Source organism: Streptomyces tailanensis (assembly GCF_008386495.1).
Lineage (GTDB): Bacteria > Actinomycetota > Actinomycetes > Streptomycetales > Streptomycetaceae > Streptomyces > Streptomyces tailanensis.
In genome coordinates this window covers 391,570-415,575 of the sequence record NZ_VTHJ01000001.1, presented here as the reverse complement: position 1 = coordinate 415,575, position 24,006 = coordinate 391,570, and the positions used below count along the sequence as shown (strand labels likewise).

The window sequence follows — 24,006 nt, the reverse complement described above, 5'->3', positions numbered from 1 at the left end:
AACTGCCGCGACAAGCCCCCACTCACCCGCACCCGCCAACGAACCGATCCGACGAGCTCAAACGCGCTGCGGGGTCGAAGGGGCAGCAGCCCCTGGGACGGGACGGGTAGGGGCGGCGGGGGCGAAAAATCCGCGTGCCCACCGAACGGCCCCACCCGGCGCCGGGTAAGGGAACGGCAAAGCGATCTGAGTCGTTCACCCGGCATGACAGCTATGACCCCCGGCTCGAACATCCCGCTGCCCGCCCCCCGCGTCGCGGTGGACGTCACCGCCCCCGTGCGGCTGGACGTATCGGGCCTGCTGCTCACGGCCGACGGCAAGGTGCGCTCCGACGACGACTTCATCTTCTACAACCAGCCGAGCGGCCCGGGCGTGACGTACCGCTCCGGCGGCGGCACCACCCCCGACTCGATCACGGTCGACACGACGGCCCTCCCCCCGGGCATCGAGAAGATCGTCGTCACCGCCAGCCCGGACGCCGCGGGCCAGACCTTCCAGGGCATCGAACCGACGGCCACCATCCGCAACGCGGACGACAACAGCGTCCTGGCGACGTTCACGCCCCCGCAGCTCGGTACCGAGACGGCCCTGGTGGTCGTGGAGATCTACCTGCGCAACGGCGCGTGGAAGGCCCGAGCGGTGGGCCAGGGATACGCCAACGGCCTGGCGGGCATCGCGACGGACTTCGGCGTCACGGTGGAGGAACCCACCCCGACGCCCACCCCGACCCCCGCCCCGATCCCCACCCCGCCCCAGCCGCAGGCCGCCCCGCCCACCCCTACCATCCAGTCCCCGGTGACCCCGCCGGCCCCGCCCATGGCCCCCGCGGCTCCCCCCGCCCCGCCCGCCACCGGCAAGATCAACCTCGACAAGGGCCGCGTCAGCCTCCAGAAGAACCAGACGGTCTCCCTGGTCAAGGGCGGTCGCCCGCTGCTCTCCCAGGTGAAGATGGGCCTCGGCTGGGAGCCGGCGTACCGGGGCAAGGACATCGACCTGGACGCGTCGGTCATCGCGTACGGCCCGCAGCGCAACCACATCGACAGCTGCTACTTCGGCAAGCTGCAGATCGTGAGCGGCGCGATCAGGCACTCCGGCGACAACCTCACGGGTGAGGGCGGAGGCGACGACGAGGTCATCACCGTCGACCTCGGCCGTCTCCCCCAGGAGGTCACCGGCCTCGTCTTCACCGTCAACTCCTTCTCCGGGCAGAAGTTCACCGAGGTCGCCAAGGCCTACTGCCGCCTCCTCGACGCCGCCACGGGCGAGGAACTCGTCCGCTTCGACCTCACCAACGCCGAGCCCCAGACCGGCGTGATGATGGCAAAGCTGATCAAGCAGTTCTCCGGCGAGTGGGAAATGACGGCCATGGGCGACTTCGTGAAGTCCCGCACGGTGAGGGGGATGGTGAAGCCGGCGGCCCAGGCCCTCTAGCCGACTCGGGCGTCCCACCTGGGTTCAGAACAGCACGCTGTACGCGTTCAGCGCCGGCTGTCCGCCCAGGTGGGCGTAGAGGACGGTGGAGTCCGGGCCGATCTCGCCGCGGGAGACCAGGTCGATGAGGCCGGCCATGGACTTCCCCTCGTAGACGGGGTCGGTGACCATCCCCTCCGTGCGGGCCGCGAGGCGCATCGCGTCCAGGGTGGTCTCGTCCGGGACGCCGTATGTGCCCGCGTGGTACCGCTCGTCGAGTTCGACGTCCGCCTCCGTCAACTCCCGCTTGAGGCCGATGAGTTGGCCGGTGTTCTGGGCGATCCGGGCGATCTGCGCGCGGGTGCGGGCGGGGGCGGCCGAGGCGTCGATGCCGAGGACCCGGCGCGGCCGTCCGCCCGCCTCCTCCAGGGCGGCGAAGCCGGCGACCATGCCCGCCTGGGTCGAGCCGGTCACCGAACACACGATCACCGTGTCGAAGAAGACGCCCAAGTCGCGCTCCTGCTCGTCGACTTCGTACGCCCAACCGGCGAAACCGAGGCCGCCGAGCGGGTGGTCGGAGGCGCCGGCCGGGATGGCGTACGGCTTGCCGCCGCTCTCCTCGACCTCCCTCAGCGCCAGTTCCCAGCTCTCCTTGAAGCCGATGCCGAAGCCGGCGCGTACGAGCCGTACGTCGGCGCCGGCCAGCCTGCTGATCAGGATGTTGCCGACCTTGTCGTACACGGCGTCCGGCCAGTCCACCCAACTCTCCTGCACGAGCACGCACTTGAGTCCGGCACGGGCAGCGACGGCGGCGACCTGGCGGGTGTGGTTGGACTGGACGCCCCCGATCGAGACGAGCGTGTCGCAGCCCTGGGCGAGGGCGTCGGCGACGAGGTACTCCAGCTTGCGGGTCTTGTTGCCGCCGTACGCGATACCGGAGTTGCAGTCCTCGCGCTTGGCCCAGAGGGAGGCGCCCCCGAGGTGCGCGGTCAGCCGCTCCAGCGGGTGGACCGGTGAGGGCCCGAAGAGGAGCGGGTAGCGCTCGTAGGAAGAAAGGGACATGGGAGTCTCCCTGAGTCAGTGGACCTATTCGGGCGGGTCAGTGGTCCTGTTCGTCGCCTTCGTCGGCTTCGTCGACGAGTTCGGCCAGGCCGCGCCAGATCTCCGCCGTGACGCGGACCGCCTCGTCCACGTCTCCGGCCGCGCAGGCCTCGATCAGCCGTTCGTGCAGGCCGGCGGACCGGCAGTTGCCGCCCTCGCCGAAGCGGCATCGCTCCAGTCGGCGGATGAGGGGGGTGTAGCGGGCGATGGTGGCGGCGGCCGCGCGGTTGCCGCTCACCCGGACGAGGACGTCGTGCAGTGCGTCGTCGGCGACGAGGGCGGCGTCGACGTCGCCCACCTGGACGGCCGCCGCGAACCGCTCGTTGGCCGAGCGCATCGTCTCGACGTCCGCCGCGAACAGCCGGGGCACGGCGACCCGGGTGGCCAGCTCATGCATGGCCCCGACCACGGCGGCCGCGTCCCGTACGTCGGCGGCCACGACGGGCGTCACCCGCGTATAGCTCTGCGGCTTGCTCTCCAGGAGCCCTTCGTCGACCAACCGAGAGAACGCCTCCCGCACCGGCCCCCGCGACAGCCCCAGCAGCTCCGCGAGCTCGGCGTCCCGCACCGCCGCCCCCGGCTCCATCTCCCCGGCCACGATGGCGTCCCGGATGGCTTGGTAGGCGCGGTCCCTGAGCAGGGTCCGGCCCACCGGTCGTATGGCCTCCATGAACTGAAATGTTAGATGTCAGTGCGGGGCGCGAACAAGAGTGTGGCCCGTATCCCCACTGGGACACGGGCCACACTCACCCCCGTTCTTCAGCCGGTGGACACCCACCGGCGTTCTTCAACCGGCCCACGGCCAGTCGGCGTCCCGCACCGCTTCGAGCAGCGGGACCATCCGGAAGGCCGCGTCCGAGAGGCCACCGAAGGTGTGGCGGTTCGCCTTGCCGGAGGGGCCGTGGCCCGCCCGGTGGCCGGCGAGGTTCCAGGTGTAGACCGGCACGTCGGCCGGGACCTGGGCGGTCGGGTCGCCGTAGTGGCTGTAGGTGGCCTGCTCGTCGGTGACGATCAGCACCCGGTCGTGCTTCTTATAGTGACGGCGCACGGCCTCGGTGGTGTCGGTGCCGCCCAGGTCGCCGAACCGGCCGATGATCTTCAGCACCGACTCGCCCTTGCGGAACTCCACCGGCTTGCTGGTGCTCCCGAACTCGACGAGATCCGCGTCCGCCGCCCGCAGCGCGAGCGCCGTAGCGAAGATCGCCGCCGCGTCCGCGTACGTGAGCGACGAGCGGTCGGTCAGCCGCGAGTAGAACATCGAGCCCGAGCGGTCGACCAGGACCAGGGTCCGGCCGGGCAGCGCGGGCACGTTGGCCAGCGAGTGACCGAGTGCCTGCTCCAGCGGGTACGACCAGCGCAGCGAGGGCGCATGCCGGTACGCGGCGAGATAGCGGAACGGGAACTGCCGCGACCGCGCGACCTCCGCCGGGTCACTGATCTTCGCCGCTACCTGCGCCGCGACCTCGTCCGAGACGCCCGCCTCGTCGAAATTCCGCAGGTTCCTGGTCAGGGCCATGGCGCTCATGGACGGGATGACGGCCTCCCACGCGGCCTTGTCCATCGGTCCCTGCAGCCAGCCCGCCAGCGCCTCCCAGGTGATGCCCGCGTCCGCGAGCCGCTGCGCGCCCTGCACCCCGGTGACGACCTTGCGGCGCTTGGCGGGCCGCAGAGCCATCAGGTCCCGGTGCGCCGCGAGCACGGGCAGCGACTTGGGCACGACCGCCGTGTCCGGGTTGTGCCGCCGGTCGAGGGCGTACTGGAACAGGTCGCCCTGCCACGGCTTGGCCGGGTCCGGCGCCGCGTGCACCAGGTTGAGGATGTCGCCGAACCGGTAGCCCTTGGACGCGGTGTCGTACTTCAGCAGCGACTTGGCGTGGTAGAGCCGTCGTACGGCGTCGGCGACGCCCCGCTTCACCGGCTTGGGGATGTTGCGGCCGTACCGCGAGGTCCAGTAGGCGAGCAGCTCACCGGGCTCGTCCGGGCGCCGCAGCACCGAGTCGATGACCTGGCGGTTGGTCGGGCCGTCGGTGACGCCCGCGTCGAGGCGTGCCTTGACGTACTCGGCGGCGCCCACGAGGGAGGCCGTACGCAGGTTGCCCTCGCCGCGCAGCCAGCCGAGCAGGCCGGCCGTCCACTCCGGGTCGGTGACGGCGAGCCGCCGCACGAGCGCCGCGAACCGGTCGTCCCGGTCCTCGCCGGACTCGTAGAAGGTCTTCTGCGCGACGAAGTTGGCGATCGAGAGCAGGAACAGCTCGGAGCGCTCGTCCCGCTCACGGCCTCGGCCGCCCTCGTAGGTACGGAGCACACGCCCCGTCGAGGTCACCCGCGAGGTGGGCCGGGCCTTGGTGGGCTTGGTGTTGAATCGTGCCATGGTGAATTCCCCCGAATTCGTCAGCACTTCGTGCGTGGAATGGTTTCGGAGGGAGGCGCAGCAAAAGGAAGGTGTCCGAGGTCGAAGTCGGCGGCGGTCGCTTATAACAGGCGCGTCTGCCATTCCGCCACACCGACCGGAGTCGATGGCGGGATTCGAACCCGCACGAGGAGTTTTCCCCACCAGTTCCTGAAGTATCCGCTGCCTGCGCACCGGGCACCCACCTTGTGCTGCGCCTCCCGAGATCAAGTCGGCGGCGGCGTCGATTTCTTGCAAAGAAGTAGCCGCTGTCTGGCGCACCGGGAGGTGCATGAAGTTTTGGGTGTCCAGAGATCGAAGCCGGCGGAACCGACGTAGGTGCTCTAACCCCTGAGCTACACCGGCGCGTTGTGCCGATGGCGGGACTCGAACCCGCGGCCGCCCCATTATGAGTGGAAGTAGGTCCTGCCTTCGCACCTGGACGTGCACCACTCTAGGAGGCGTACCGCGGGTCGGGCGAACGAATTAATTCCCGCCCTCCGCAATGGAGGTTGTCACCGCTTCTGCCGCTTCCACGGCCCGGTGATGGCGAGCAGGATGCCCGGCGACTGGATGTTGGCGTACAGGGTCTTGCCGTCGGGTGAGAAGGTGACGCCGCAGAACTCGCTGTATTCGGGCTCCTCTTCGGTGCCGACGTTGAGTTCGTTGCGGGCGATGGGGTAGGTGCGGCCGCTGTCGGTGGCGCCGAAGAGGTGCGAGACGCCCTCGCCGTCCTCGGCGAGGATGATGCCGCCGTAGGGGGAGACGGTGATGTTGTCGGGGCCGTCGAAGGCGCCGTCGACGGACGGGTCGGGGTTGACGCCGAGGAGGACCTTCAGGGTCAGGGTGCGGCGCTTGGGGTCGTAGAACCAGACCTGGCCGTCGTGGGCGGCGCCGGGGCTCTCCGCACGGGCGTACGAGGAGACGATGTACGCGCCACCGTCGCCCCACCACATGCCCTCCAGCTTGCGGGCGCGGGTGATCTCGTCGGTGCCGAACTGCTTGCGGACGGCGACGGTCTTCGCGTCGCGGTCGGGGACGTCGATCCAGTCGACGCCGTAGACCGTGCCGATCTTCGTGGCGCGGGAGAGGTCGTCGACGAACTTGCCGCCGGAGTCGAAGCACTTGGGCGCCTGGAGGACGCCCGCGTCGTCGGCGAGCTCGCGGAACTTGCGCGGGCCGTACTCGAAGCCCTTGGGCGGGGTCCAGCGGAAGAAGAGGCCGTTGGGGCCCGCGGCGTCCTCGGTGAGGTAGGCGTGGCCGCGCTTGGGGTCGATGACGACGGCCTCGTGGTCGTAGCGGCCGAAGAACTTCAGCGGCTTGGGGTCGCGGTTGGCACGCCGGTCGATGGGGTCGACCTCGAAGACGTAGCCGTGGTCCTTGGTCATGCCGTTGACGCCGGCCTTGTCGGAGTTCTCCTCGCAGGTCAGCCAGGTGCCCCACGGGGTGCTGCCGCCGGCGCAGTTGGTGGAGGTGCCGGCGATGCCGACCCACTCGGCGACCTGACCGTCGCGGCGGACCTCGACGACCGTGCAGCCGCCGGACGCGGCCGGGTCGTAGACGAGGCCCTCTGTGAGCGGCACCGGGTACTTCCACTTGGCGCGGGGGCCCTTCAGCTCGTGGTTGTTGACGAGAAGGGTCGTGCCGCGCGGGCCGGCGAAGGTGGCCGTGCCGTCGTGGTTGGAGGGGGTGTACTCGCCCGACTCCAGCTTGGTCTTCCCGCTGTACGTGAGGACGCGGTACGTGAACCCGGCGGGCAGCGCCAGGATGCCGTCCGGGTCGGGGAGGAGGGGACCGTAACCGACTCCGCCGTGCCGGTACGCCGAGCCCTCGTCCGCGCTGTCGTTGTCCGCCCCCGTCTCCGTGTACGTCTCCGTGTCCGACGACGCGAGGGCGTGGGGCGCGGTGGCGAGGGCGCCTACGCTGCCGGCCAGCGCGACACCGGCACCGGTGACCGCGGACTGTCTGGCGAAGTCCCTGCGGGTGAGCGACATGCTGACTCCTGCGTGCAGTCGAGGGATGGCCGTGGGGGGGACCCGTTCGTCGCGCCACACGGTCCCGCCCACGCCTGAACACCGGTTGAACAGGGGACGAAGTCGGATCCCCCGCTTCCATGAACCCGGGCACAGCGCCCCTTGCAGGGCCGCAGGTCCTTGCAAGGGCGCGGGGCTGTATCGACTTGCGGCTCCGCCGCGTGGGCGCGACCAGCCCCCAGCCGCCCGCACCCGCCGAATCGACCCCCACCGCCCACCCCATCAGGCGCCCGGCACTCACTCAGGAGGCGCCCGGCGCTCAATCCCCCCGCTGCGACCGCGCCTTGAAGGCCGCCTTGCGGGCCTCCTTCGCGACCTTCTTGTCGGGGTGGATTCGCCCCATCGCCTCCAGCACATCCGCGGTCGCCGGGTGCTCGACCCGCCATGCCGCCGCGAAGAACCCGCCGTGTTGCTGGGCCAGTCCTTCCACCAGCGCCCGCAGCTCCGCCGAGATCCCTTCGGCTGCCAGCTGTGCGGCCAGTGTGTCGATGGTCAGCCAGAAGACCATCGCCTCGGACGGCGCGGGGACATCCCCGGCTCCCCGCTCGGTGAGCCATACGCGCGCGAGCCCGCCCAGTTCGGGATCGTCGAGGACCTCGCGGAGCGCGGGTTCGGCGACGGGCCCGACGAGGGACAGTGCCTGCTGGCAGCGCAGCCGTCGCAGCGGCGCCCCGGAGTCGGAGCCGCGCGCGGCGGCGAGCAACTCCCGCGCCCCCTCCAGCGCCTCGCGGCGGGCGAGCCACCGCTCGGTCTCGGCCTGGGCTGCCCCGGGCGGAAACCCGGCGGTGCCGTCGAGCAGCACGTCCGCGCCCTTGTCGACGAGTTCCCCGACCGCGGGCGCCTCGATGCCCGCCTCCTGGAGCCGCGCCCGGATCCCGTACAGACCGAGCGGGGTGAGCCTCACCATGCCGTACCGCGTGACGTCGGTGTCGTCGACGCCCGCCCTACCCTCCGCGGCCGCAGCCTCCTCGGCGTCCGTCATGAGCGCCTCGTCCACGGGCTGGTACTCCACCAGTCCGATCGGCTCCAGCACCCGGAACTGGTCGTCGAGCCGCATCATCGCGTCCGACACCTGCTCCAGTACGTCGTTGGTGGGCTCCCCCATACCGTCCGGCACGATCATCGACGCGGCGAGGGCGGGCAGCGGCACCGGCCCGTCGCCGGGGCCGTCCTCGGTGACGGTGAGGAGGTAGAGGTTGCCGAGGACACCGTCGAGGAACTCCGCCTCGGCCTCGGGGTCCCAGTCGAGCTCGGCGAGGTCGATCTCGCCGCCGGCGTCCATGGCGTCGACGATGCCGTCGAGGTCGGGCACGCTCGCGTCGGCCAGCACGGCCTCGACGGCGGTGAGCCAGATCCCCAGTACGTCCTGCGGCCCACCGGCAGTGAGCAGCGCGAGTTCCTCCCCCGCGGCGACCGTGCCCTCCTCCTCATCGACGACCTCGACAAGCCCGGTGTCCACGGCGACCCGCCAGGCCTCGCTCGCCGAGGCCGCCGCGTCATCCCCGGTGAGGCCCAGCGCCTCGGCGGCGGCCGGGAGTTGCTCGTCGACGAGTTCGCCCCCGGCACCCACCCGTGTGTCCGGCCCGGCCCAGCGGGCGAGCCGCACGGCGCGCGAGAGCAGCGGTGTGGCGAGCGCGTCCCTTGCCAGCTCGGCTTCGGAGCGGAGCCGCACCGGCGGCAGTGGCGAGCTGTCTGACATCGGTGGGGTTCTCCTCCGGACGAGCGATGACGAGCAGTGGAAGCACAGGCTGGTACGCGTACGAGCACGACTACGCGTACAAGTACGCAGCCGCTCAGCCTAGACGGATTTCCACCCATGCCGCCTGGTTCATGTACCTGCCAGGAGTTGTACATGGCTGAAACCTTGACAACTGGCCTGACCAGGCTGGAGATTGACGCGCGTAGAAACTCACGAGTAGCTCTGAGGCACCTCCTGAGCCACTCACAGGCATCGTCGCCCGAGTTCTACGCGCGTCGCACCGCCCCACCGGTCGCAGGCCATCCCCCGTCCACCCTCGTCCCGGCGCTCACGTACGTCCCCGGAGGGATCCCCTTGCCCAGCAAGAGAACCGCGCGCATCGGCGCGCTGACCGTCGCCGCCATCTGCTCCACGGTGTCCGCCGTGGTCCTGACCTCGCCCGCCGAGGCCGACTCCATACGCATCCACGACATCCAGGGCACCACCCGGACGTCCCCGCTGGTCGGCCAACAGGTCACCGGCGTCGAGGGCATCGTCACGGGTGTACGCACCTACGGCTCGTCGCGCGGCTTCTGGATCCAGGACGCGCGGGCGGACGACAGCCCGGCCACGAGCGAGGGCGTCTTCGTCTTCACCGGCTCCCGACCGACGGTCTCCGTGGGCGACGCGGTCACGGTCTCGGGCACGGTCGGCGAGTTTGTGCCGGGCGGCACTTCGTCCGGAAACCAGTCGGTGACCCAGATCAGCCGCCCGACGATCACCGTGGTCTCCACGGGCAACGCCGTCCCGGCTCCGACCGTCATCGACGCCAAGTCCGTGCCGGGCGAGTACACTCCGGCCGGCGACACCGCCGCGAACGGCTCGATCAACGCGCTGCCGCTGGCCCCGGCCGACTCCGCCCTGGACTACTACGAGTCCCTGGAGGGCATGAACGTCCAGGTCGCCGACACGCGCGTGGTGACCGCCAGCAACGACTTCACAGAGCTGTGGGTCACGGTGAAGCCGTGGGAGAACCGCAACCGCCGCGGCGGCACCGTCTACGGCTCCTACACCTCGCAGAACACCGGCCGGCTGAAGATCCAGTCGCTGGGCGCGGTCGCCGACTTCCCGAAGGCGAACGTGGGCGATGTCCTCAAGGGCACCACGACCGGCCCGCTGGACTACAACCAGTTCGGCGGCTACACCCTCGTCGCGAGCGAGCTCGGCACGCTGAAACAGGGCGGCCTGGAGCGCGAGACGACCCGCAAGCAGGCGCGCGGCGAGCTGGCGGTGGCGACGTACAACGTCGAGAACCTGGACCCGTCCGACGGCACCTTCGCCGACCACGCGGCCGCGATCGTGAACAACCTGCAGTCGCCCGACATCGTGGCCCTGGAGGAGATCCAGGACAACAACGGCGCCACGAAGGACGGCACGGTCGCCGCCGACCAGACGATGAAGAAGCTGGTCGACGCGATCGCGGCGGCGGGCGGCCCGACGTACGACTGGCGCTCCATCGACCCCGTCGACCTCGCGGACGGCGGCCAGCCCGGCGGCAACATCCGCCAGGTGTTCCTGTTCAACCCCGAGCGGGTCTCCTTCACCGACCGCGCGGGCGGCGACGCCACGACCGCCGTCGGCGTGACGAAGGAGTACGGCAAGGCCCACCTGACCGTCTCCCCCGGCCGGATCGACCCGGCGAACGCCGCCTGGACCGACAGCCGCAAGCCGCTCGTCGGTGAGTTCGTCTTCCGCGGCAAGTCGGTCTTCGTGATCGCGAACCACTTCGCGTCCAAGGGCGGCGACCAGGCGCTGCACTCCCAGTTCCAGCCGCCGACGCGCAGCTCGGAGACCCAGCGCCACCTCCAGGCGACCGCCGTGAACACGTTCGTCAAGGAGATCCTGGCGGCGCAGAAGAACGCGAACGTCATCGCCCTCGGCGACATCAACGACTTCGAGTTCTCCGACACCACCAAGCTGCTGGAGGACGACGGCGCGCTGTGGTCGGCGGTCAAGTCGCTGCCGAAGAGCGAGCGTTACTCGTACGTCTACCAGGGCAACGCCCAGGTCCTCGACCAGATCCTGATCAGCCCGTCGATCCGGCGCTCCTGCGAGTACACGTACGACAGCGTGCACATCAACTCGGAGTTCCACGACCAGGTCAGCGACCACGACCCGTCGGTGCTGCGGTTCCGCCCGTGATCCTCTGATACGTCATTGAGCCCGGCCCTCGTCAGGAGGGCCGGGCTCGGTCATGTCCCCGAAGGGCTCGGTCGTGTCCCCGAAGACGCTCGCTCAGGCGCTGAACACGCCGTCCAGCCAGCCGCGCCAGGCGGTCTCGTTCGCCTTGCCGTCGGCGTCCGGCGCGAAGTCGTGGACGCTGATGCCGACCGGGTAGCCCCAGTGGTTACGGCCGAAGAAGCGGATGAGGGCGGTGTCGGTGCGCAGCCCGATGAAGTACGGGTTGCGGTAGTCGACCACGGCGTCGAAGGCCCGGCCCGCCGGCCCCCGTGCCCGCACCTTCGCTCCCTCGGCGGTGTCGTCGGCGAGGCCGAGCGCGCGGCCCACGGCGGTGAACGCGTCGGCGGCCTTGGACGCCTCGGGGCCGTCCTCGAAGGTGGCGAAGGCGACCGGGCGGCCCGCGAAGCGCGTCAGGTACTCGCGCAGGGTGTGCAGGTAGAAGTCGGTGTGCTTGTCGGCGGCGTCGTACTGGTTGTCCCAGTCCTCGACGAGGATGCCGCTGTGCACATATCGCACCCAGGCGCGCTTGCCGCCCTCGCGCGGCTCGATGGTGTAGTCGAGCTGGTTGGCGCTCTGCTCGGCGATGTCCTCCACGTTCTCGACGCGGTTGACGTAGCGGTGGGGCGGGTCCCAGGCGGTGACCGTGGAACCGAAGGGACCCTTGCCGCCCTCGCGCGGCTCGGGTGCCTCCATCGGCCACATCCAGCCGCCGGTTTCCGCGGTGACGGCCTCCCACACCTGCTCGGGTGAGGCGTCGACCTCGAACTCCCGGACGATCTCGAATTCCTTGGACATGGTGGTCACTCCTCGGTACTGGTAGGCAGTTCGGCGGCCGGGGCCGGTTTTTCGGTGATCGTGGGGTGGACGGCGACGACGATTCGGTGACCGCGGCCGCCCTCGGCGTCGGGGGCGTCGTACTTGCGGATGAGGGCGCTCACTCCGGCGGTCAACTCCTGGATGAACGCGGCCCGTTCGGCGGCCGAGGCGAAGGTGACCTCGCCGTCGAGCGCGAAGGTCGCGAGCCGCTTGCGGTCCTTGGCCGCGCCCGTGATCAGCGTGCCGACGTCGCGGACGAGCCGGGCGCCGAGCGCGAGCAGCCAGCGGGCCGAGAGCTGGTCCCGGAAGCGGTCCGGGTCGGGCTGTACGGCGGCGAGGGCGAGCGGCGAGATGACGTACGACGCGGCGGTCGCCCGCATCAGCCGCTCGGTGACGTTCCCCTTGCGGCGCTCCCCCGCCAGCTCGACCAGGCCGTGCCGCTCCAGCGCCTTGAGGTGGTAGTTCACCTTCTGACGGGGCAGCCCGACCTTGCCGGCCAGCATCGCGGCCGACGCGGGCCCGACCGCCAGCTCGGCGAGCAGCCGGGCCCGTATGGGGTCGAGGGAGACAGCCGCGGCCTCCGGGTCCTCGATCACGGTGACGTCCAACATGGCTCCACTGTCTCGCCGGAAACTTTTTTTGTCCAGACGGTTGTAGTTTTCGGTGAGCCTGCTCGTACCCGGGATCAGTGGGCTCAGTCGGGGACGAGCCCGAGGGCGTACTCGTAGCGGCTCACGGTGCTGCCCTTCAGTCCCGGCCAGGTCTGGACGCGCTTCCACAGTTCCGTGGCCGAGCCGACGCCGTCGCCCGGTGCGGCGAGGGCGTCGATGTGGTGCTGGGCGCTCCCCCACTCGGCGTAGTTGAGGACGCGGGTGCCGTCGGTGCTGAGGTGGAAGTGGGCGGAGATGCCGCCGGGGTGCATGTTCGGCTCGGCGGCCAGCGCCTCCTCGACGGCGTCCACCCAGGCGCGCTGCCGCGCCGGGTCCGGCCCGTCGAACTCGACGTCGACGGTCACGACGCACCCCGGGACGCGTGTGGGACGGTCGTCGCGCGTGAGACTGCGGTAGCGCCGGTACCGCCCGAGCCACACCCGCTCGATTCCCGGCACGGCGGTGTCGATCTCGTCGTTGCGCTCCTGCCGCCGGGTCTTCAGGAAGGCTTCGTACGCCTGCTCGTCGGCCCACTGCGAGTAGTGCAGCAGGGTGGAGCCGTCCTCTCCGGCGTAGACGAAGTACCCCAGGAGGCCCTCGGTGGGCCAGGGCCGCCGCTCCCAGGTGGCGGCGATGGCCTCCACGGTCTGCCGCTGCCGTAACGGCGTGCCCACCCGCCAGGTGCTGAAGAAGGGCGCCCCGACCTCGGGGCGGTTGAGGATGGGGTGTGCGGTGGTGCGTCGGGTCATGTCGCTCTCCCCGTGGTCTCCGGCCGGTGCGTTCACCCCCCACCCTTCAACCTCAACCAAGATTCAGGTCAAGAACGCGATTCACCGGCCGTATCGCGGAGACTCGCCTGGTCATGGACGAGACACGACCGAAGGACGAGCCGACGGCGGCCGACGCGGGGCCCGATGGGCCCGGCAGCCTGCCCAGGCGTTCGTGGTCGGCGGTGGCGCGGCGTACGGTCAAGGAGTTCCGGGACGACGAGCTCGCCGACCGGGCGGCCGCGCTCACCTACTACGGCGTGCTGTCGCTGTTCCCCGCGCTGCTGGTGCTGGTGTCGCTGCTGGGGGTGGCCGGGCCGAACGTGACGGACCGGCTGCTCGACAACATCGGTGACCTGGCACCGGGCCCTGTGCGGGACATCCTGCGGGACGCGGTCACCCAGCTGAGCGGCACCGGCGGCACCGGCAGTGTGGTGGCGATCGTCGGCCTGGTGCTGGCGGTGTGGTCGGCCTCCGGCTATGTGGCCGCGTTCATCCGCACCTCCAACGCGGTGTACGACCTGCCGGAGGGCCGGCCGGCGTGGAAGCTGACACCGCTGCGCATCGCCCTGACCCTGGTGTTGATGCTGATGCTCGCCGCGAGCGCGCTGATCGTCGTGTTCACCGGTCCGCTGGCCGAGCGCGCGGGCACGGCGATCGGGCTCGGCGACGAGGCCATCACGGTGTGGAACATCGCCAAGTGGCCGGTCCTGCTGGTGCTGGTGACCCTGATGATCGCGCTGCTCTACTGGGCCGCGCCCAACGTCCGCGGCCGGGGCTTCCGTTGGGTCAGCCCCGGGGGTGTACTCGCCACGCTCATCTGGCTCGCGGCGTCCGCCGGGTTCGCCGTCTACGCCGCGAACTTCGGCTCCTACAACAAGACCTACGGCACTCTCGCCGGCGTCGTCGTCTTCCTCGTCTGGCTCTGGCTCACCAACCTCGCGATCCTCCTCGGCTTCGAATTCGACGCCGAGCTCTCCCGCGAACAGGGCATCACCCGGGGCCGGCCCGCCACGGAAGAGCCTTACGTGGAGCCCCGGGACACCCGCAAGTGGCCACCACGGCTGCGGGCCCGACGAGAGGATCGGGCTCGGACGAAAGCTGATCAGGCGGATCAGTCGACATAGGATTCGAGCGTCCCGCGCCGCCGGATGTCGAGGGTCGCGCAGTGGAACGAGCCGCCGAACGGCGCGTAGTGCAGCAGGTCGCACGGGATCGGCTCGAACCCCCATGTCTCCAGCGCGCGCAGCATGTCGGTGTGGTGCCGCTCGGCGATCACCCGTTTCTCGTCGACCATGAGCACGTTCATACTGAGCCACCTGCCGCACATCGAGGTGAGCCTGAGCAGGCGTTCGTCGAGCCGGTTGGGTTCGGGGGCGACCAGGACGTCCCACCCGTCGAGGACGCCGGGCAACCGGTCGGCGTCGATGTACTCGGGGTTGACCAGTACCTTGCCGGGCGCAAGCGGGACGAACGTGGTGTCGATGTGCATCGGCGTGCGGCAGCGGCTCTCGATCTCGTGGATGCGGTAGCCGGGTCCGAGGTGACGGCGCAGCCACTCGATGCCCATGCGGTTGGTGACGTTGCTGCGGGTGACGAACAGGTCGCGGCCCGCGCGTACGAAGTCCGCCGCGTCGAACACCGGCTCGAACTCGGTGAGGATGTGACGCAAGGGCTCCCCGTCCTCGGGGACGCGGAAGTGCGGCTCGAACAGTTCGTCGGTGAGCTGCGGCTTCGGTGCCGCCGTCCACCGGGCGCCGCGCCGGAAGTAGTCCTTGAGGATCGCCCGGTAGGAGTGGGTCTCGAAGTACCGGCACGGCCACGCCATCGGGGTCTCGATGATCTCGTCGCCGATCACGAGCATGCTGTCGCGCGGGCAGGTGTTGCAGAAGCCGCGCGACGACCAGTCGGGGGTGCCGAAGCGTCGCCGGTGGTCGACGGGGTCCGGGCGCCTGACCGTGATCCCGAGGGACCGCAGGAGGGTGACGAACTCGTCGAGTTCGTGCTGCGCCTGCTCGATCAGCAGGCGCGGATACCTGTAGCCGGCGGCGAGGCCCTGCAACCGGGCCGCCCACGGTGGGATGTTGCAGGTCACGACCGGATGGTCGGAGGGGATCGTCGCCCCGTCGAGGCGCCCGACGACGATCTCCTCCAGCGGATCCCACTCGTTGTGCGAACTTACCGGCGACTCAAGAGGTGCCTCAGCGTCGGCCGTCACATCCGGGGGCGCCGCCGTCACCGGGGTCCCGTCACCCACGGCTTCGTCGCCCGCCCGCACCGTCGGGACGCCGGGCCGCTCCGCAGTCGCCATGCTCACCGCCTCGGGTCGAGGGAGTGCAGGGTCGGCAGCCGGCGTCGCCTCGGGTGCAGGGAGTGCAAGGACGGCAGCCCGTGTCCCCGTGGGTCCAGGGAGTGCAAGGACGGCAGTTGGCGTCCCCTCGCGTGCAGGGAGTGCACGGACGGCAGTTGGCGTCGCAGCCGCGCCATTGGGGTCGGCGCCGGACGAAGCTTGGTGAGCCGCGCCAGTGGCGTCGCCGGACGGGACATGGTGGAGTGCCGCCACGCGTAGACCCCGGCGGCCACTGCGGCCACCCCGGCTCCGCCGGCTGCGACCGCCTGCCCGGGCACCCGCTCCCGCACGGAGTGCACCCGTGCACGGGCCCGCCCCTTCACATCGGCCTTGGCGGCCAGTTCCTCGACGGTGTCCCCGAGCCGGCTCCGCGTCATCTCGATCTGCCGCCGCAGTTCATCCGGTCCCTTGGCGCCGGCCCACTGCTTGTGACCGCCGGAAGCTCCCATGGCCATCATCATCGCCGTGCCCTTCCCTTGATCTCGTCCACATCGGCCTTGACGCTGTACAGGGCCTCCTTCGGTGTGGCCCGCCGCAGTTGGGCGCGCCCGATCGCGGCCAGTACGCCGGCGATCACGAAAAGCGCTCCCATGACGATCAGTGCGGCGGCCCAGACCTCCACCACCAGGGACAGCGCGGCGACCGCGGCGCCGACCCCGGCCACGAACCCGACGTACGCGACGGCTCCGGCCGCGCCGAGCAGCCCGCCGCTACGCCCCGCGCGCCGCCCCTTCTGGGCCAGCTCCACCTTCGCGAGGGCGACCTCCTGCCGTACGAGGAGGGAGAGCTGTTCGGTGGCCTGCCCGACCAGCTGTCCCACGGAGTGGTGGCCGTTGTGCCCGCCGGGTCCGGAACGCACGGACGGCGCGGATGCCACGGACGGCTCAGATGCCACGGACGGCGCGGATGACGCGGGCCTGGTTTGGGTGGTTCCGGTCACGGTGTCCCGCCTCCTCACATATCGGGACACCCCGGGTACCCCGCTCGCCCCGCGCTACCCCTGCGCCGCGAGCCGCGCGAAGGAGTCGGGCGAAGGAGTCGGGCGACACCGACGTACGCCCGCGCACGCACCCGCGGATGTACGCGCCGAGGACGGAGACCTCAAGGAGCAGGGCCGCACGGTGCTCGGCGGTGCACAGCAGCGCCTCGGCCGCCGTACGGTCGTGGACGCAGCGGAAGCCGCAGTCGCACCGGCGGGCGGGCGCCCGGTGCTTGCGTCCCGCTTTAGCAAACCTGACCAGTACTTCGTAGAAGAATTAAGTGGAGCTTCACCGTCGGTCTGCCGAGACTACCCCCATGACGACTCCACGCCCCACCCCCTCCATCCCCTTCGGCCGCGCCCTGTGCGCGATGGTCACGCCCTTCACCGCGACCGGCGCGCTCGACCTCGACGGTGCCCAGCGGCTCGCCGACAGGCTCGTGGCGGAGGGCTGCGACGGGCTGGTGCTGTCCGGTACGACGGGTGAGTCGCCGACGACGTCGGACACGGAGAAGGCGGAGCTGATCCGCGCGGTCCGCGCGGCGGTCGGGGACCGGGCCCGCGTCGTGGCGGGCGTGGGCACCGCCGACACCCTGCACACCGTGGAGCTGGCCCGGGCGGCCGAAAAGGCGGGCGCGGACGGCCTGTTGGCGGTGACGCCGTACTACAGCAGGCCCCCGCAGGACGCGGTCGAGGCCCACTTCCGCGAACTCGCCGACGCCTGCGGCCTGCCTGTCGCCCTGTACGACATCCCCGGCCGCACCGGCACCCGTATCGAACCGGAAACCATGATCCGGCTCGCGGCCCACCCCCGGATCGTAGCGGTGAAGGACTGCGCGTACGACCTCCTCGGCACCCAGAAGGTGCTGGCGGAGACGGAGTTGGCGTACTACACGGGCTGCGACGAGTACGTCCTCGCGCTGTACGCGATCGGCGGCTCGGGCTACATCAGTACGGTCGCGAATGTGGCGCCCCGGCACTTCCGGACGATCATCGACGCGTTCGACGCCGGTGACACCGCCGAGGCGGCCCGGCTCCAGCGACGGACCATCCCCCTCACCGAGTTGATGATGTCCTCCGGCCTGCCCGGCACCGTGACGGCGAAGGCCCTGCTCGACAGGCTGGGCCTGCCCGCGGGCCCGGTCCGCGCACCCCTGCGGCCCGCCGACCGCGAGACGGCCGACGGGCTGCTGAGGGCGTACGAGGAACTGACGACGGTCTAGGCCCGGACTTCGCAGGTCACCCGATCGTGAAGATCAAGCGGTCGTAGCTGATCGCCAGCCGATCGGAACCGCAGCGGCGATAACTGTCCCGGCCCGGCCCGGTCGAGATCGGACGCGGTGGGGCCGCTGCGGAGAACCTTTCCGGCGACCTGCGAAGTGCGGGTCCAGGCGCCGCCCGTCAGCTCCAGCGCTCGGCGAAGACCGGCTCCCAGCGGCCGGGATAGTCCGCCGAGGCCTTGCGGAAGTCGCTGAGCTGGACGACCTTGTCGCTGCCGATGGTGAGCAGGATGAGCTGGTTGCGGAACTCGCCCTTGCCGCCGCACCTCTTCGGATCGCAGCCCCAGGCGATGACCCGCTCGTCGTCGGCCCAGGCGAGCAGTTGCTGGCCCGGCACGGTGGTGACCCTCTCGCCGGTGCGCGCGTCGACGATCTCGGAGGAGATCTCCTCGCCGCGACCGGCGAACTCGCCCCCGATCAGCTTCCCGTTCGGGGACAGCCCTGCCTTGGCGTAGCTGACGTACTTCTCGGAATCCGGGATGCCCGTCTTGTCGCCGTTGAGGTCGTAGAACTCCTTGAACGGCTCTTCGCCGGTGTCGGACCAGACGGTCTCGCCGTCGTGGCTCCACTGGAAGTCTTCCCGGCTGTTGTAGAAGAAGCCCCACTCGTCCTTCCACTGCGGCGCCTTGTGCCACTTCTCCTCGCCCGTGTCCACGTCCACGACGGAGAACCCGGTCCGGCTGGCGACCGGGCCCGGCTCCTCCTTGCCGTTGACGCTCTGCGGATGGTCGGCGAAGTTCCGGTCGGGGTTCTTGGAGTAGGTCGTCGCGAGCAGCTTCTGCCCGTCCGGGGAGAACTCGACGAACGCGACACCGTGGTCCACCGGGATCCAGCGGTCCACCTTGCCCGTGATCATGTCGAGCAACCCGATCCGCTTGGCGGGCAGTTCGCCCTCCAGCACGGCCGCGGTGCGCATACCGGGCGCGACGTCGAGGAACGCCCACTTGACCTTGCGGTACTTGCCCGTCTTCTGGTCGAGGAGCCCGTAGGTACGGGTGCGGATGTTGTCGCCGTTCGACTGCTTGACAAGGTCGTACACGAAGAACGCGGCGAGCGCCGTGTCCCCCGCGGCGATCATGTTCTTCGGCGGCGACTGGTCGGGGTGCGCGATGATGTCGCTCTTGTTCATCTCACTGGCGGGCCGCACGTCCTCCCCGCCGCCGCTCAGCGCGGGCACCCCCACCGCGACGGCCACCACCGCGGCCGTGGCGGCGGCAGCACCCGCGATCGTACGGTTCCGGCGGCGCCGCCGGACGGCCAGCACCCGGTCGGCGAAGCCCGAGGCGAGCGGCGACTGCTCGTCGGCCTGCTCGCGGAGCGCGTCACGCACCAGTTCATCGACGTTCACGGACGCACCTCCACGGGCGAGAAGTCAGCGGACGGCTTCTGTTCGACCGCGGCGGGGCCGAGCGCGCCCAGTTCGGGCGCGAGGGCGCGCAGCCGGGCGAGCGAGCGGTGGGTCGTGGACCGGACGGTCCCGACGGAACATCCGAGGATCCGGGCCACCTCGGCCTCGGGCAGGTCCTCGAAGTAACGGAGTACGAGCACGGTCCGCTGACGCGCGGTCAGCCGGGCCAGCGCGCCGCGCATCACCAGCCGCAGCTCCACCCCGGCCACCCCGTCCGCGGCGCCGGCGCTCTCCGGCGGTTCGGCGACGGTCAGCTCCCGGCGCCGCCACTTCAGCCGCCAGCGGCTGACCTGCTGCCGGTAGAGGATCTGCCGTACATACGCCTCGGGCTCGTCGATCCGCTGCCACCGCCCGGCCGCCTTGATGAGCGCGTTCTGCAGCAGGTCCTCCGCGGCGTGCCGGTCCCCGCCGCTCAGCAGTACGGCCGTCTTCAGCAGCGCCGACGACCGCCCGGCCACGAACTCCCGGAAACTCTCCTGCCCTGCGGCATCCATCGTCACCTTCTCTTCCTCGGGGAGCCCTGTGTCCCGCCCCCTGTGCCCCATGTGACGAGCCGACCCGCCCCCCGCTATGCCACCACGGCGAAGAAAGTCCCGGAAACGGGTTCGGGGCCCGTACGCGCGAACGCGTACGGGCCCCGAAACGAACGGTGGGGATCAGCCCCAGCGGTACCCGTTACCGAACAGCAGGGTGTGCTCCAGCACGTCCTCCGCCGGGTCGTCGACCTGCCCGACGTTGATGAGCCCGATCCGGGGGCCGTTGTGCGAGTTCTTGTTGGTCTCGTCGGCGTGCGCGGCCCCGGCCGGCAGCCAGCACACCACCGCCGTGGCCAGTACCCCGGTGGCCACTCGTGCCACGGTCCTCGCCCGGTCGTTCCTCATCCCTCGGCCCCTCATTTCGTCGGTTCGGCTTCTGATCGGACCCTGGGTCCACCCGTTCATCTGCCTGCACCGCCGGAAGGTCACGCCGAATACCTCGTACGTGGGACTTTCGTGGGCTCAGTTGTGGCTGTGCAGGATCTCGTTCAGGCCGCCCCAGACCGCGTTGTTCGGTCGGGCCTCGATCGCGCCGGTGACCGAGTTGCGGCGGAAGAGGATGTGGGAGGCGCCGGAGAGCTCGCGGGCCTTGACGATCTGGCCGTCGGGCATGGTGACGCGGGTACCGGCGGTGACGTAGAGGCCGGCCTCGACCACGCACTCGTCGCCGAGGGCGATACCGACGCCCGCCTCGGCGCCGATCAGGCAGCGCTCGCCGATGGAGATGATGACGTTGCCGCCGCCGGAGAGGGTGCCCATGGTGGAGGCGCCGCCGCCGATGTCCGAGCCGTCGCCGACGACGACGCCCGCAGAGATGCGGCCCTCGACCATCGACGTGCCGAGGGTGCCGGCGTTGAAGTTGACGAAGCCCTCGTGCATGACGGTCGTGCCCTCGGCGAGGTGGGCGCCCAGCCGCACCCGGTCCGCGTCGGCGATACGGACGCCCTTGGGGGCCACGTAGTCCGTCATGCGCGGGAACTTGTCGACGGACGTCACCTGGAGGTGCAGGCCCTCGGCGCGGGCGTTCAGGCGGACCTTGTCGATGTCGTCGACGGCGACCGGGCCCAGCGAGGTCCAGGCGACGTTGGCGAGGAGGCCGAAGATGCCGTCCAGGCTCTGGCCGTGCGGCTTGACCAGGCGGTGCGAGAGCAGGTGCAGACGCAGGTAGGCGTCGTGCGTGTCGATCGGCTTCTCGTCGAGGGAGGAGATGACCGTACGGACCGCGACGACCTCGACGCCCCGGCGCGTGTCCGGACCGAGGGCGGCCGTCGCGCCGCCGCCCAGCAGGTCGGAGGCCTGCTCGGCGGAGAGCCGCTCCGTACCGGACGGGCCCGGCTCGGCGACGAGTTCGGGCGCGGGGAACCAGGTGTCGAGAACAGTGCCGTCGGCGGCGATCGTGGCGAGGCCGGCGGCCACGGCGCCGGTGGTGCGAGGAGCAGTCGTTTCGGTCATGAGGGCAACCTAACCGGCCGGGGGCGGTACGGGCCAACCAGCGGCGGGGGCGTCTCAGGGTGCGGGCCAACCAGCCGCCGGGGCGTCTCAGGGTACGGGCCGGCGGCGCCCCGCCGCGGAAAGTACGGGCGGCCCGCGTCCCCCCAATGGCGCGGGCCGCCCGTTTCGGGAGTGGTCAGTCGGTCTTGCGTTCCTGCTGTTCCTGCTCCTCGTGGACCACGATCCGGCTCGCCACCGAGACGCTGCTGCGCACCTCGCCGTCGACGAGCGAACGGTGGCCCACGACCCGGTACGTCTCCGGGTCGAGCAGCCACTCGGTCGTGGCGTTCGCGGGGGCGTTCGGGGTGTCCAGGCGGGCGGGGTAGCTCAGGGCCACGGCTCGTTCCCCGTACCCGTACTCGACCTGGTGGTCGACGACGGTGCCGCCCGGCACGGTGGCGAGGGCACGGTAGAGGCTCGCGAGCCCCCTCATCGGCTGGGCGTCGGCGTCCAGGAGGGGGGCGATCTCGGCATAGTCCCGCTCTGCCTGACCGGCGCCGGCGGCATCGGGAACGGCGTTCCGCTCACGCAGCGCCTGCAGCGTCCCCTCGCCGTCGGCGGGCAGGGTGGCCAGGAAGTCGTACACCTGCTTCGGCGAGTGGCTGAGGGGCTGCCAGTCCTCCGGGCCGTCGTGCACGATCCGGCGCTCCTCCCTCCGGTCCGCCGGGGTCGCGGGGCCGAGGTTGTAGGCGGCCTCGTCGAACTTGACCCACCGCTCCCTGACGGAGTCCTCGACGCCGGGGTACTCCAGGTACTGCTCGGTGACGATCGAGTCGGTCTCCCGTGGCTCGACGAGGAGTCGCTGCCGTTCCACGGCTGTCGCCGCCCGCTCCAGCAGCTCGGGGGCGGTCATCCCCTCCAGGTGCGGGCCGGTGGTGGTGGGCGACACCGCGGGCGTGACCTTCCGTTCGGCGCCGCCCCCGTCCACGACGACCGTCGTGGCGACGGCGATCGCCGACACGGCCACGAAGACCAGGGCGACCACAACCTTGCGGCGCTGATCCCACACCGCCCGGGGTCGCTCGTCGGTCCGCGCCGCCGCCAGCAGCCGCTGCCGTCCCGGCGTCAGGCGGGCCCTGTCGGGGGCGGGGGCGTCCGCGCGCAGCTCCCTCACCCGCGTCAGTTCCTGCATGATCACATCACCTCCGCCGCGTCGGTCACGAATGTCGGATCGGCGCCCAGTGCCATACGCACCTTCCGCCGCGCCCGGTTGAGCCGCGAGCGGACCGTCCCCACCGGGATGTCCAGGGCCCGGGCGACCTCCTGGTAGCTGAGGTCGGCCCAGGCGACCAGCAGCAGCACATGCCGGTCCCCCGCCGACAGCGCCGCCAGCGCTCCGGCGAGCGGCCCCTGCGCGGCCACCCGGCTGTCGGTCTCCTCGACCCAGGTCTCGCTCCAGGACGCGGCGACCGGATCGTGCCCGGTGCGCGCCAGCGCCTTGAGCGCCCGCACCTCCGTACGGCGGTGCCTGCCGATGAGGTTGCCCGCGATGCCGTAGAGCCAGGGGCGGGCGTTGGTGTGGGCGCGGTCGTAGCGGGCGCGGATACGGAACGCCGTGAGGAAGGTGTCCGCGGTGATGTCGTCGGCCATGCCGTCGCCGAGCCGCCGGGCCACGTACCGGTGGATGTCGGGCGCGTACCGGTCGTAGAGCCGCGCGAACAACTCGGGCTGCTCCAGCGACTGCGCGACGACCTCGGCGTCGTCCTCCACACGCTCGGCCGAGCTCTCCGTACCCACCCGTTGCGGTGGTCCGCTCACCAGGCTCTCCCCCTGCTCGGCCGTGTTCCTGTCATCCCCCTGTTCCCCGCTGGGCGAAGGAAGGTTCACGGTCGGCGCCACCGGATTCTCAGGGAATCACCCGCCCCAGCACCTCCCGCGCGTACTCCTCGTCGTACGGCGCCCCTGTCAGCAGCACCTGCAGACAGATCCCGTCGATCAGCGCGACCAGCGCCCGCGCGGTTACCGGATCGGTGCGGCCGGCGAGGCAGTCGGCGAAACTCCGGCCCCACTCGTCGGCGACGGGGCGGAGGGCGGGGCGGCGCAGGGCGGCGAGGTAGAGCTCGTACTCGACCTCGATGCCCGTACGGTCGCCGGAGAGCCATTCGCGTCCCAGCGCGGCGAGTTCGGCGGCGAGGTCGGTGTCGGGGTCCTGGAGGGCATCGCGCGCGGCGACCGCCTTGCAGAAGTCCTCGTTGGCCTGGCGCAGCGCGGCGACCAGCAGATCGTCGAGGTCCTTGAAGTGGTACGTCGTCGAGCCGAGCGGTACGTCGGCCTCAGCGGCGACGGTGCGGTGGCTCAGCCCGGCGATGCCCTTCTCGCCGACCACGCGGATCGCGGCGTCGATGATCCGCCGCCGTCGCTCGGGGTCGTAGCGCCGGGCCATCAGTGGGCGCCTCCCAGGTTGAGTACCACGACTCCGGCGATGATCAGCACGATCCCTGCGACCTTGGGGAGGCTCAGCCCCTCCCCGAACAGCACCAGACCGAGCGCGGCGACGGTGGCGGTGCCGACGCCGGACCAGATCGCGTACGCCGTACCGATCGACATCGACTTCAGCGCCTGGGCGAGCAGTACGAACGAGACGACGTAGCCGACGGCAGTGACCACCGAGGGGAGCAGCTTGCTGAACCCGTCGCTGTACTTCATGGCGGTGGTGGCGGCGACCTCGGCGGCGATCGCGAAGCCGAGCAACAGATATCCCATGTGTACGAGCGTACACATGATGCGTACGGCCGTACACATCGGCCGCGCGTATCGGCCGTACATATCCCTGTTTACGCCCTCCGCATGCGCAATGCGGCCCCAACAACGCGTTCTTTCGGGGCCGTTCCGTTATGGAAGCGCTGACTGAAAGCACTCCACGGACGCCACTTGGTC

The 24,006-nt window shown here is 70.8% G+C and carries 23 protein-coding genes, 1 tRNA gene and 1 pseudogene; 4 read left to right on the top strand and 21 right to left on the bottom strand.

Features of this window, described 5'->3' with window-relative positions:
• Positions 1 to 213: 213 nt before the first annotated feature.
• Positions 214 to 1,431: a TerD family protein gene (locus F3T56_RS01860; RefSeq protein ID WP_172638768.1), complete on the top strand. Its 1,218-nt coding sequence runs from the start codon at positions 214 to 216 to the stop codon at positions 1,429 to 1,431.
• Between the two features lie 24 nt (positions 1,432 to 1,455).
• Here F3T56_RS01860 and F3T56_RS01855 read toward each other — a convergent pair whose 3' ends face one another.
• The 6 genes from F3T56_RS01855 to F3T56_RS01830 form a co-directional block, all read right to left on the bottom strand.
• The gene (locus tag F3T56_RS01855) at positions 1,456 to 2,472 is read right to left on the bottom strand and encodes a 1-aminocyclopropane-1-carboxylate deaminase (protein ID WP_149822858.1); all 1,017 of its coding nucleotides are present in this window, start codon (positions 2,470 to 2,472) and stop codon (positions 1,456 to 1,458) included.
• Between the two features lie 37 nt (positions 2,473 to 2,509).
• Positions 2,510 to 3,181: a GntR family transcriptional regulator gene (locus F3T56_RS01850; RefSeq protein WP_149822857.1), complete on the bottom strand. Its 672-nt coding sequence runs from the start codon at positions 3,179 to 3,181 to the stop codon at positions 2,510 to 2,512.
• A gap of 117 nt (positions 3,182 to 3,298) precedes the next feature.
• Positions 3,299 to 4,882: a TROVE domain-containing protein gene (locus F3T56_RS01845; protein WP_149822856.1), complete on the bottom strand. Its 1,584-nt coding sequence runs from the start codon at positions 4,880 to 4,882 to the stop codon at positions 3,299 to 3,301.
• A 393-nt stretch (positions 4,883 to 5,275) separates the two neighbouring features.
• Positions 5,276 to 5,345, bottom strand: a tRNA-Met gene (locus F3T56_RS01840).
• Positions 5,346 to 5,415: 70 nt separating this feature from the next.
• A complete protein-coding gene (locus tag F3T56_RS01835) occupies positions 5,416 to 6,894 on the bottom strand; it encodes an alkaline phosphatase PhoX (protein WP_149822855.1) in 1,479 nt (492 codons plus the stop codon).
• 298 nt (positions 6,895 to 7,192) lie between these two features.
• A complete protein-coding gene (locus F3T56_RS01830) occupies positions 7,193 to 8,632 on the bottom strand; it encodes a hypothetical protein (RefSeq protein ID WP_149822854.1) in 1,440 nt (479 codons plus the stop codon).
• 354 nt (positions 8,633 to 8,986) lie between these two features.
• On the opposite strand from F3T56_RS01830, the gene F3T56_RS01825 reads away from it, so the two are divergent.
• Positions 8,987 to 10,813 (top strand): endonuclease/exonuclease/phosphatase family protein, encoded by a 1,827-nt coding sequence (locus F3T56_RS01825; RefSeq protein ID WP_149822853.1) that lies wholly within the window; start codon positions 8,987 to 8,989, stop codon positions 10,811 to 10,813.
• A 93-nt stretch (positions 10,814 to 10,906) separates the two neighbouring features.
• Here F3T56_RS01825 and F3T56_RS01820 read toward each other — a convergent pair whose 3' ends face one another.
• The 3 genes from F3T56_RS01820 to F3T56_RS01810 form a co-directional block, all read right to left on the bottom strand.
• Positions 10,907 to 11,647: an SRPBCC family protein gene (locus F3T56_RS01820; protein WP_149822852.1), complete on the bottom strand. Its 741-nt coding sequence runs from the start codon at positions 11,645 to 11,647 to the stop codon at positions 10,907 to 10,909.
• A 5-nt stretch (positions 11,648 to 11,652) separates the two neighbouring features.
• Complete coding sequence (locus tag F3T56_RS01815; RefSeq protein WP_149822851.1) at positions 11,653 to 12,279, bottom strand: ArsR/SmtB family transcription factor; 627 nt, start codon at positions 12,277 to 12,279, stop codon at positions 11,653 to 11,655.
• An 83-nt stretch (positions 12,280 to 12,362) separates the two neighbouring features.
• Positions 12,363 to 13,067: an antibiotic biosynthesis monooxygenase gene (locus tag F3T56_RS01810; protein ID WP_149822850.1), complete on the bottom strand. Its 705-nt coding sequence runs from the start codon at positions 13,065 to 13,067 to the stop codon at positions 12,363 to 12,365.
• Positions 13,068 to 13,180: 113 nt separating this feature from the next.
• On the opposite strand from F3T56_RS01810, the gene F3T56_RS01805 reads away from it, so the two are divergent.
• On the top strand, positions 13,181 to 14,212 hold the full coding sequence (locus F3T56_RS01805) for a YihY/virulence factor BrkB family protein (RefSeq protein WP_149822849.1): 1,032 nt from the start codon (positions 13,181 to 13,183) through the stop codon (positions 14,210 to 14,212).
• Here the strand turns inward: F3T56_RS01805 and F3T56_RS01800 are convergent.
• The 4 genes and pseudogenes from F3T56_RS01800 to F3T56_RS49975 all read right to left on the bottom strand — a co-directional run.
• Positions 14,200 to 15,396: an amidinotransferase gene (locus F3T56_RS01800; protein ID WP_246203319.1), complete on the bottom strand. Its 1,197-nt coding sequence runs from the start codon at positions 15,394 to 15,396 to the stop codon at positions 14,200 to 14,202. The genes F3T56_RS01805 and F3T56_RS01800 overlap by 13 nt on opposite strands.
• Before the next feature lie 2 nt (positions 15,397 to 15,398).
• Positions 15,399 to 15,884: a DUF3618 domain-containing protein gene (locus F3T56_RS01795; RefSeq protein ID WP_172638761.1), complete on the bottom strand. Its 486-nt coding sequence runs from the start codon at positions 15,882 to 15,884 to the stop codon at positions 15,399 to 15,401.
• A gap of 8 nt (positions 15,885 to 15,892) precedes the next feature.
• Positions 15,893 to 16,294 (bottom strand): phage holin family protein, encoded by a 402-nt coding sequence (locus F3T56_RS01790; RefSeq protein WP_246203318.1) that lies wholly within the window; start codon positions 16,292 to 16,294, stop codon positions 15,893 to 15,895.
• Between the two features lie 25 nt (positions 16,295 to 16,319).
• Positions 16,320 to 16,655: pseudogene (locus F3T56_RS49975) on the bottom strand (hypothetical protein); the annotation flags it as partial.
• A 76-nt stretch (positions 16,656 to 16,731) separates the two neighbouring features.
• Between F3T56_RS49975 and dapA the strand changes: the two are divergent.
• Entirely contained in the window at positions 16,732 to 17,637 is a 906-nt protein-coding gene (gene dapA / locus F3T56_RS01780) for a 4-hydroxy-tetrahydrodipicolinate synthase (RefSeq protein WP_172638759.1), read from the top strand.
• Positions 17,638 to 17,815: 178 nt separating this feature from the next.
• On the opposite strand, the gene F3T56_RS01775 is transcribed toward dapA, so the two are convergent.
• From F3T56_RS01775 to F3T56_RS01740, 8 genes are all read right to left on the bottom strand, one after another.
• Entirely contained in the window at positions 17,816 to 19,042 is a 1,227-nt protein-coding gene (locus F3T56_RS01775) for a WD40 repeat domain-containing protein (RefSeq protein ID WP_149822845.1), read from the bottom strand.
• Positions 19,039 to 19,596, bottom strand: a complete 558-nt coding sequence (locus F3T56_RS01770) for a SigE family RNA polymerase sigma factor (protein ID WP_149822844.1) — start codon at positions 19,594 to 19,596, stop codon at positions 19,039 to 19,041. The genes F3T56_RS01775 and F3T56_RS01770 overlap by 4 nt, the downstream gene beginning before the upstream one ends.
• Positions 19,597 to 19,758: 162 nt before the next feature.
• Positions 19,759 to 19,983: a hypothetical protein gene (locus tag F3T56_RS01765; protein ID WP_149822843.1), complete on the bottom strand. Its 225-nt coding sequence runs from the start codon at positions 19,981 to 19,983 to the stop codon at positions 19,759 to 19,761.
• Between the two features lie 117 nt (positions 19,984 to 20,100).
• Positions 20,101 to 21,090, bottom strand: coding sequence for a 2,3,4,5-tetrahydropyridine-2,6-dicarboxylate N-succinyltransferase (gene dapD / locus F3T56_RS01760; RefSeq protein ID WP_149822842.1), 990 nt, complete (start codon positions 21,088 to 21,090; stop codon positions 20,101 to 20,103).
• 175 nt (positions 21,091 to 21,265) lie between these two features.
• Positions 21,266 to 22,261: a CU044_5270 family protein gene (locus tag F3T56_RS01755; RefSeq protein ID WP_246203317.1), complete on the bottom strand. Its 996-nt coding sequence runs from the start codon at positions 22,259 to 22,261 to the stop codon at positions 21,266 to 21,268.
• A 2-nt stretch (positions 22,262 to 22,263) separates the two neighbouring features.
• Positions 22,264 to 22,887 (bottom strand): RNA polymerase sigma factor, encoded by a 624-nt coding sequence (locus tag F3T56_RS01750; RefSeq protein WP_246203316.1) that lies wholly within the window; start codon positions 22,885 to 22,887, stop codon positions 22,264 to 22,266.
• 88 nt (positions 22,888 to 22,975) lie between these two features.
• Positions 22,976 to 23,512: a TetR/AcrR family transcriptional regulator gene (locus tag F3T56_RS01745; RefSeq protein ID WP_149822841.1), complete on the bottom strand. Its 537-nt coding sequence runs from the start codon at positions 23,510 to 23,512 to the stop codon at positions 22,976 to 22,978.
• Entirely contained in the window at positions 23,512 to 23,832 is a 321-nt protein-coding gene (locus tag F3T56_RS01740) for a DMT family transporter (RefSeq protein WP_149822840.1), read from the bottom strand. Before F3T56_RS01740 ends, F3T56_RS01745 begins: the two co-directional genes overlap by 1 nt.
• Between the last annotated feature and the right edge of the window lie 174 nt (positions 23,833 to 24,006).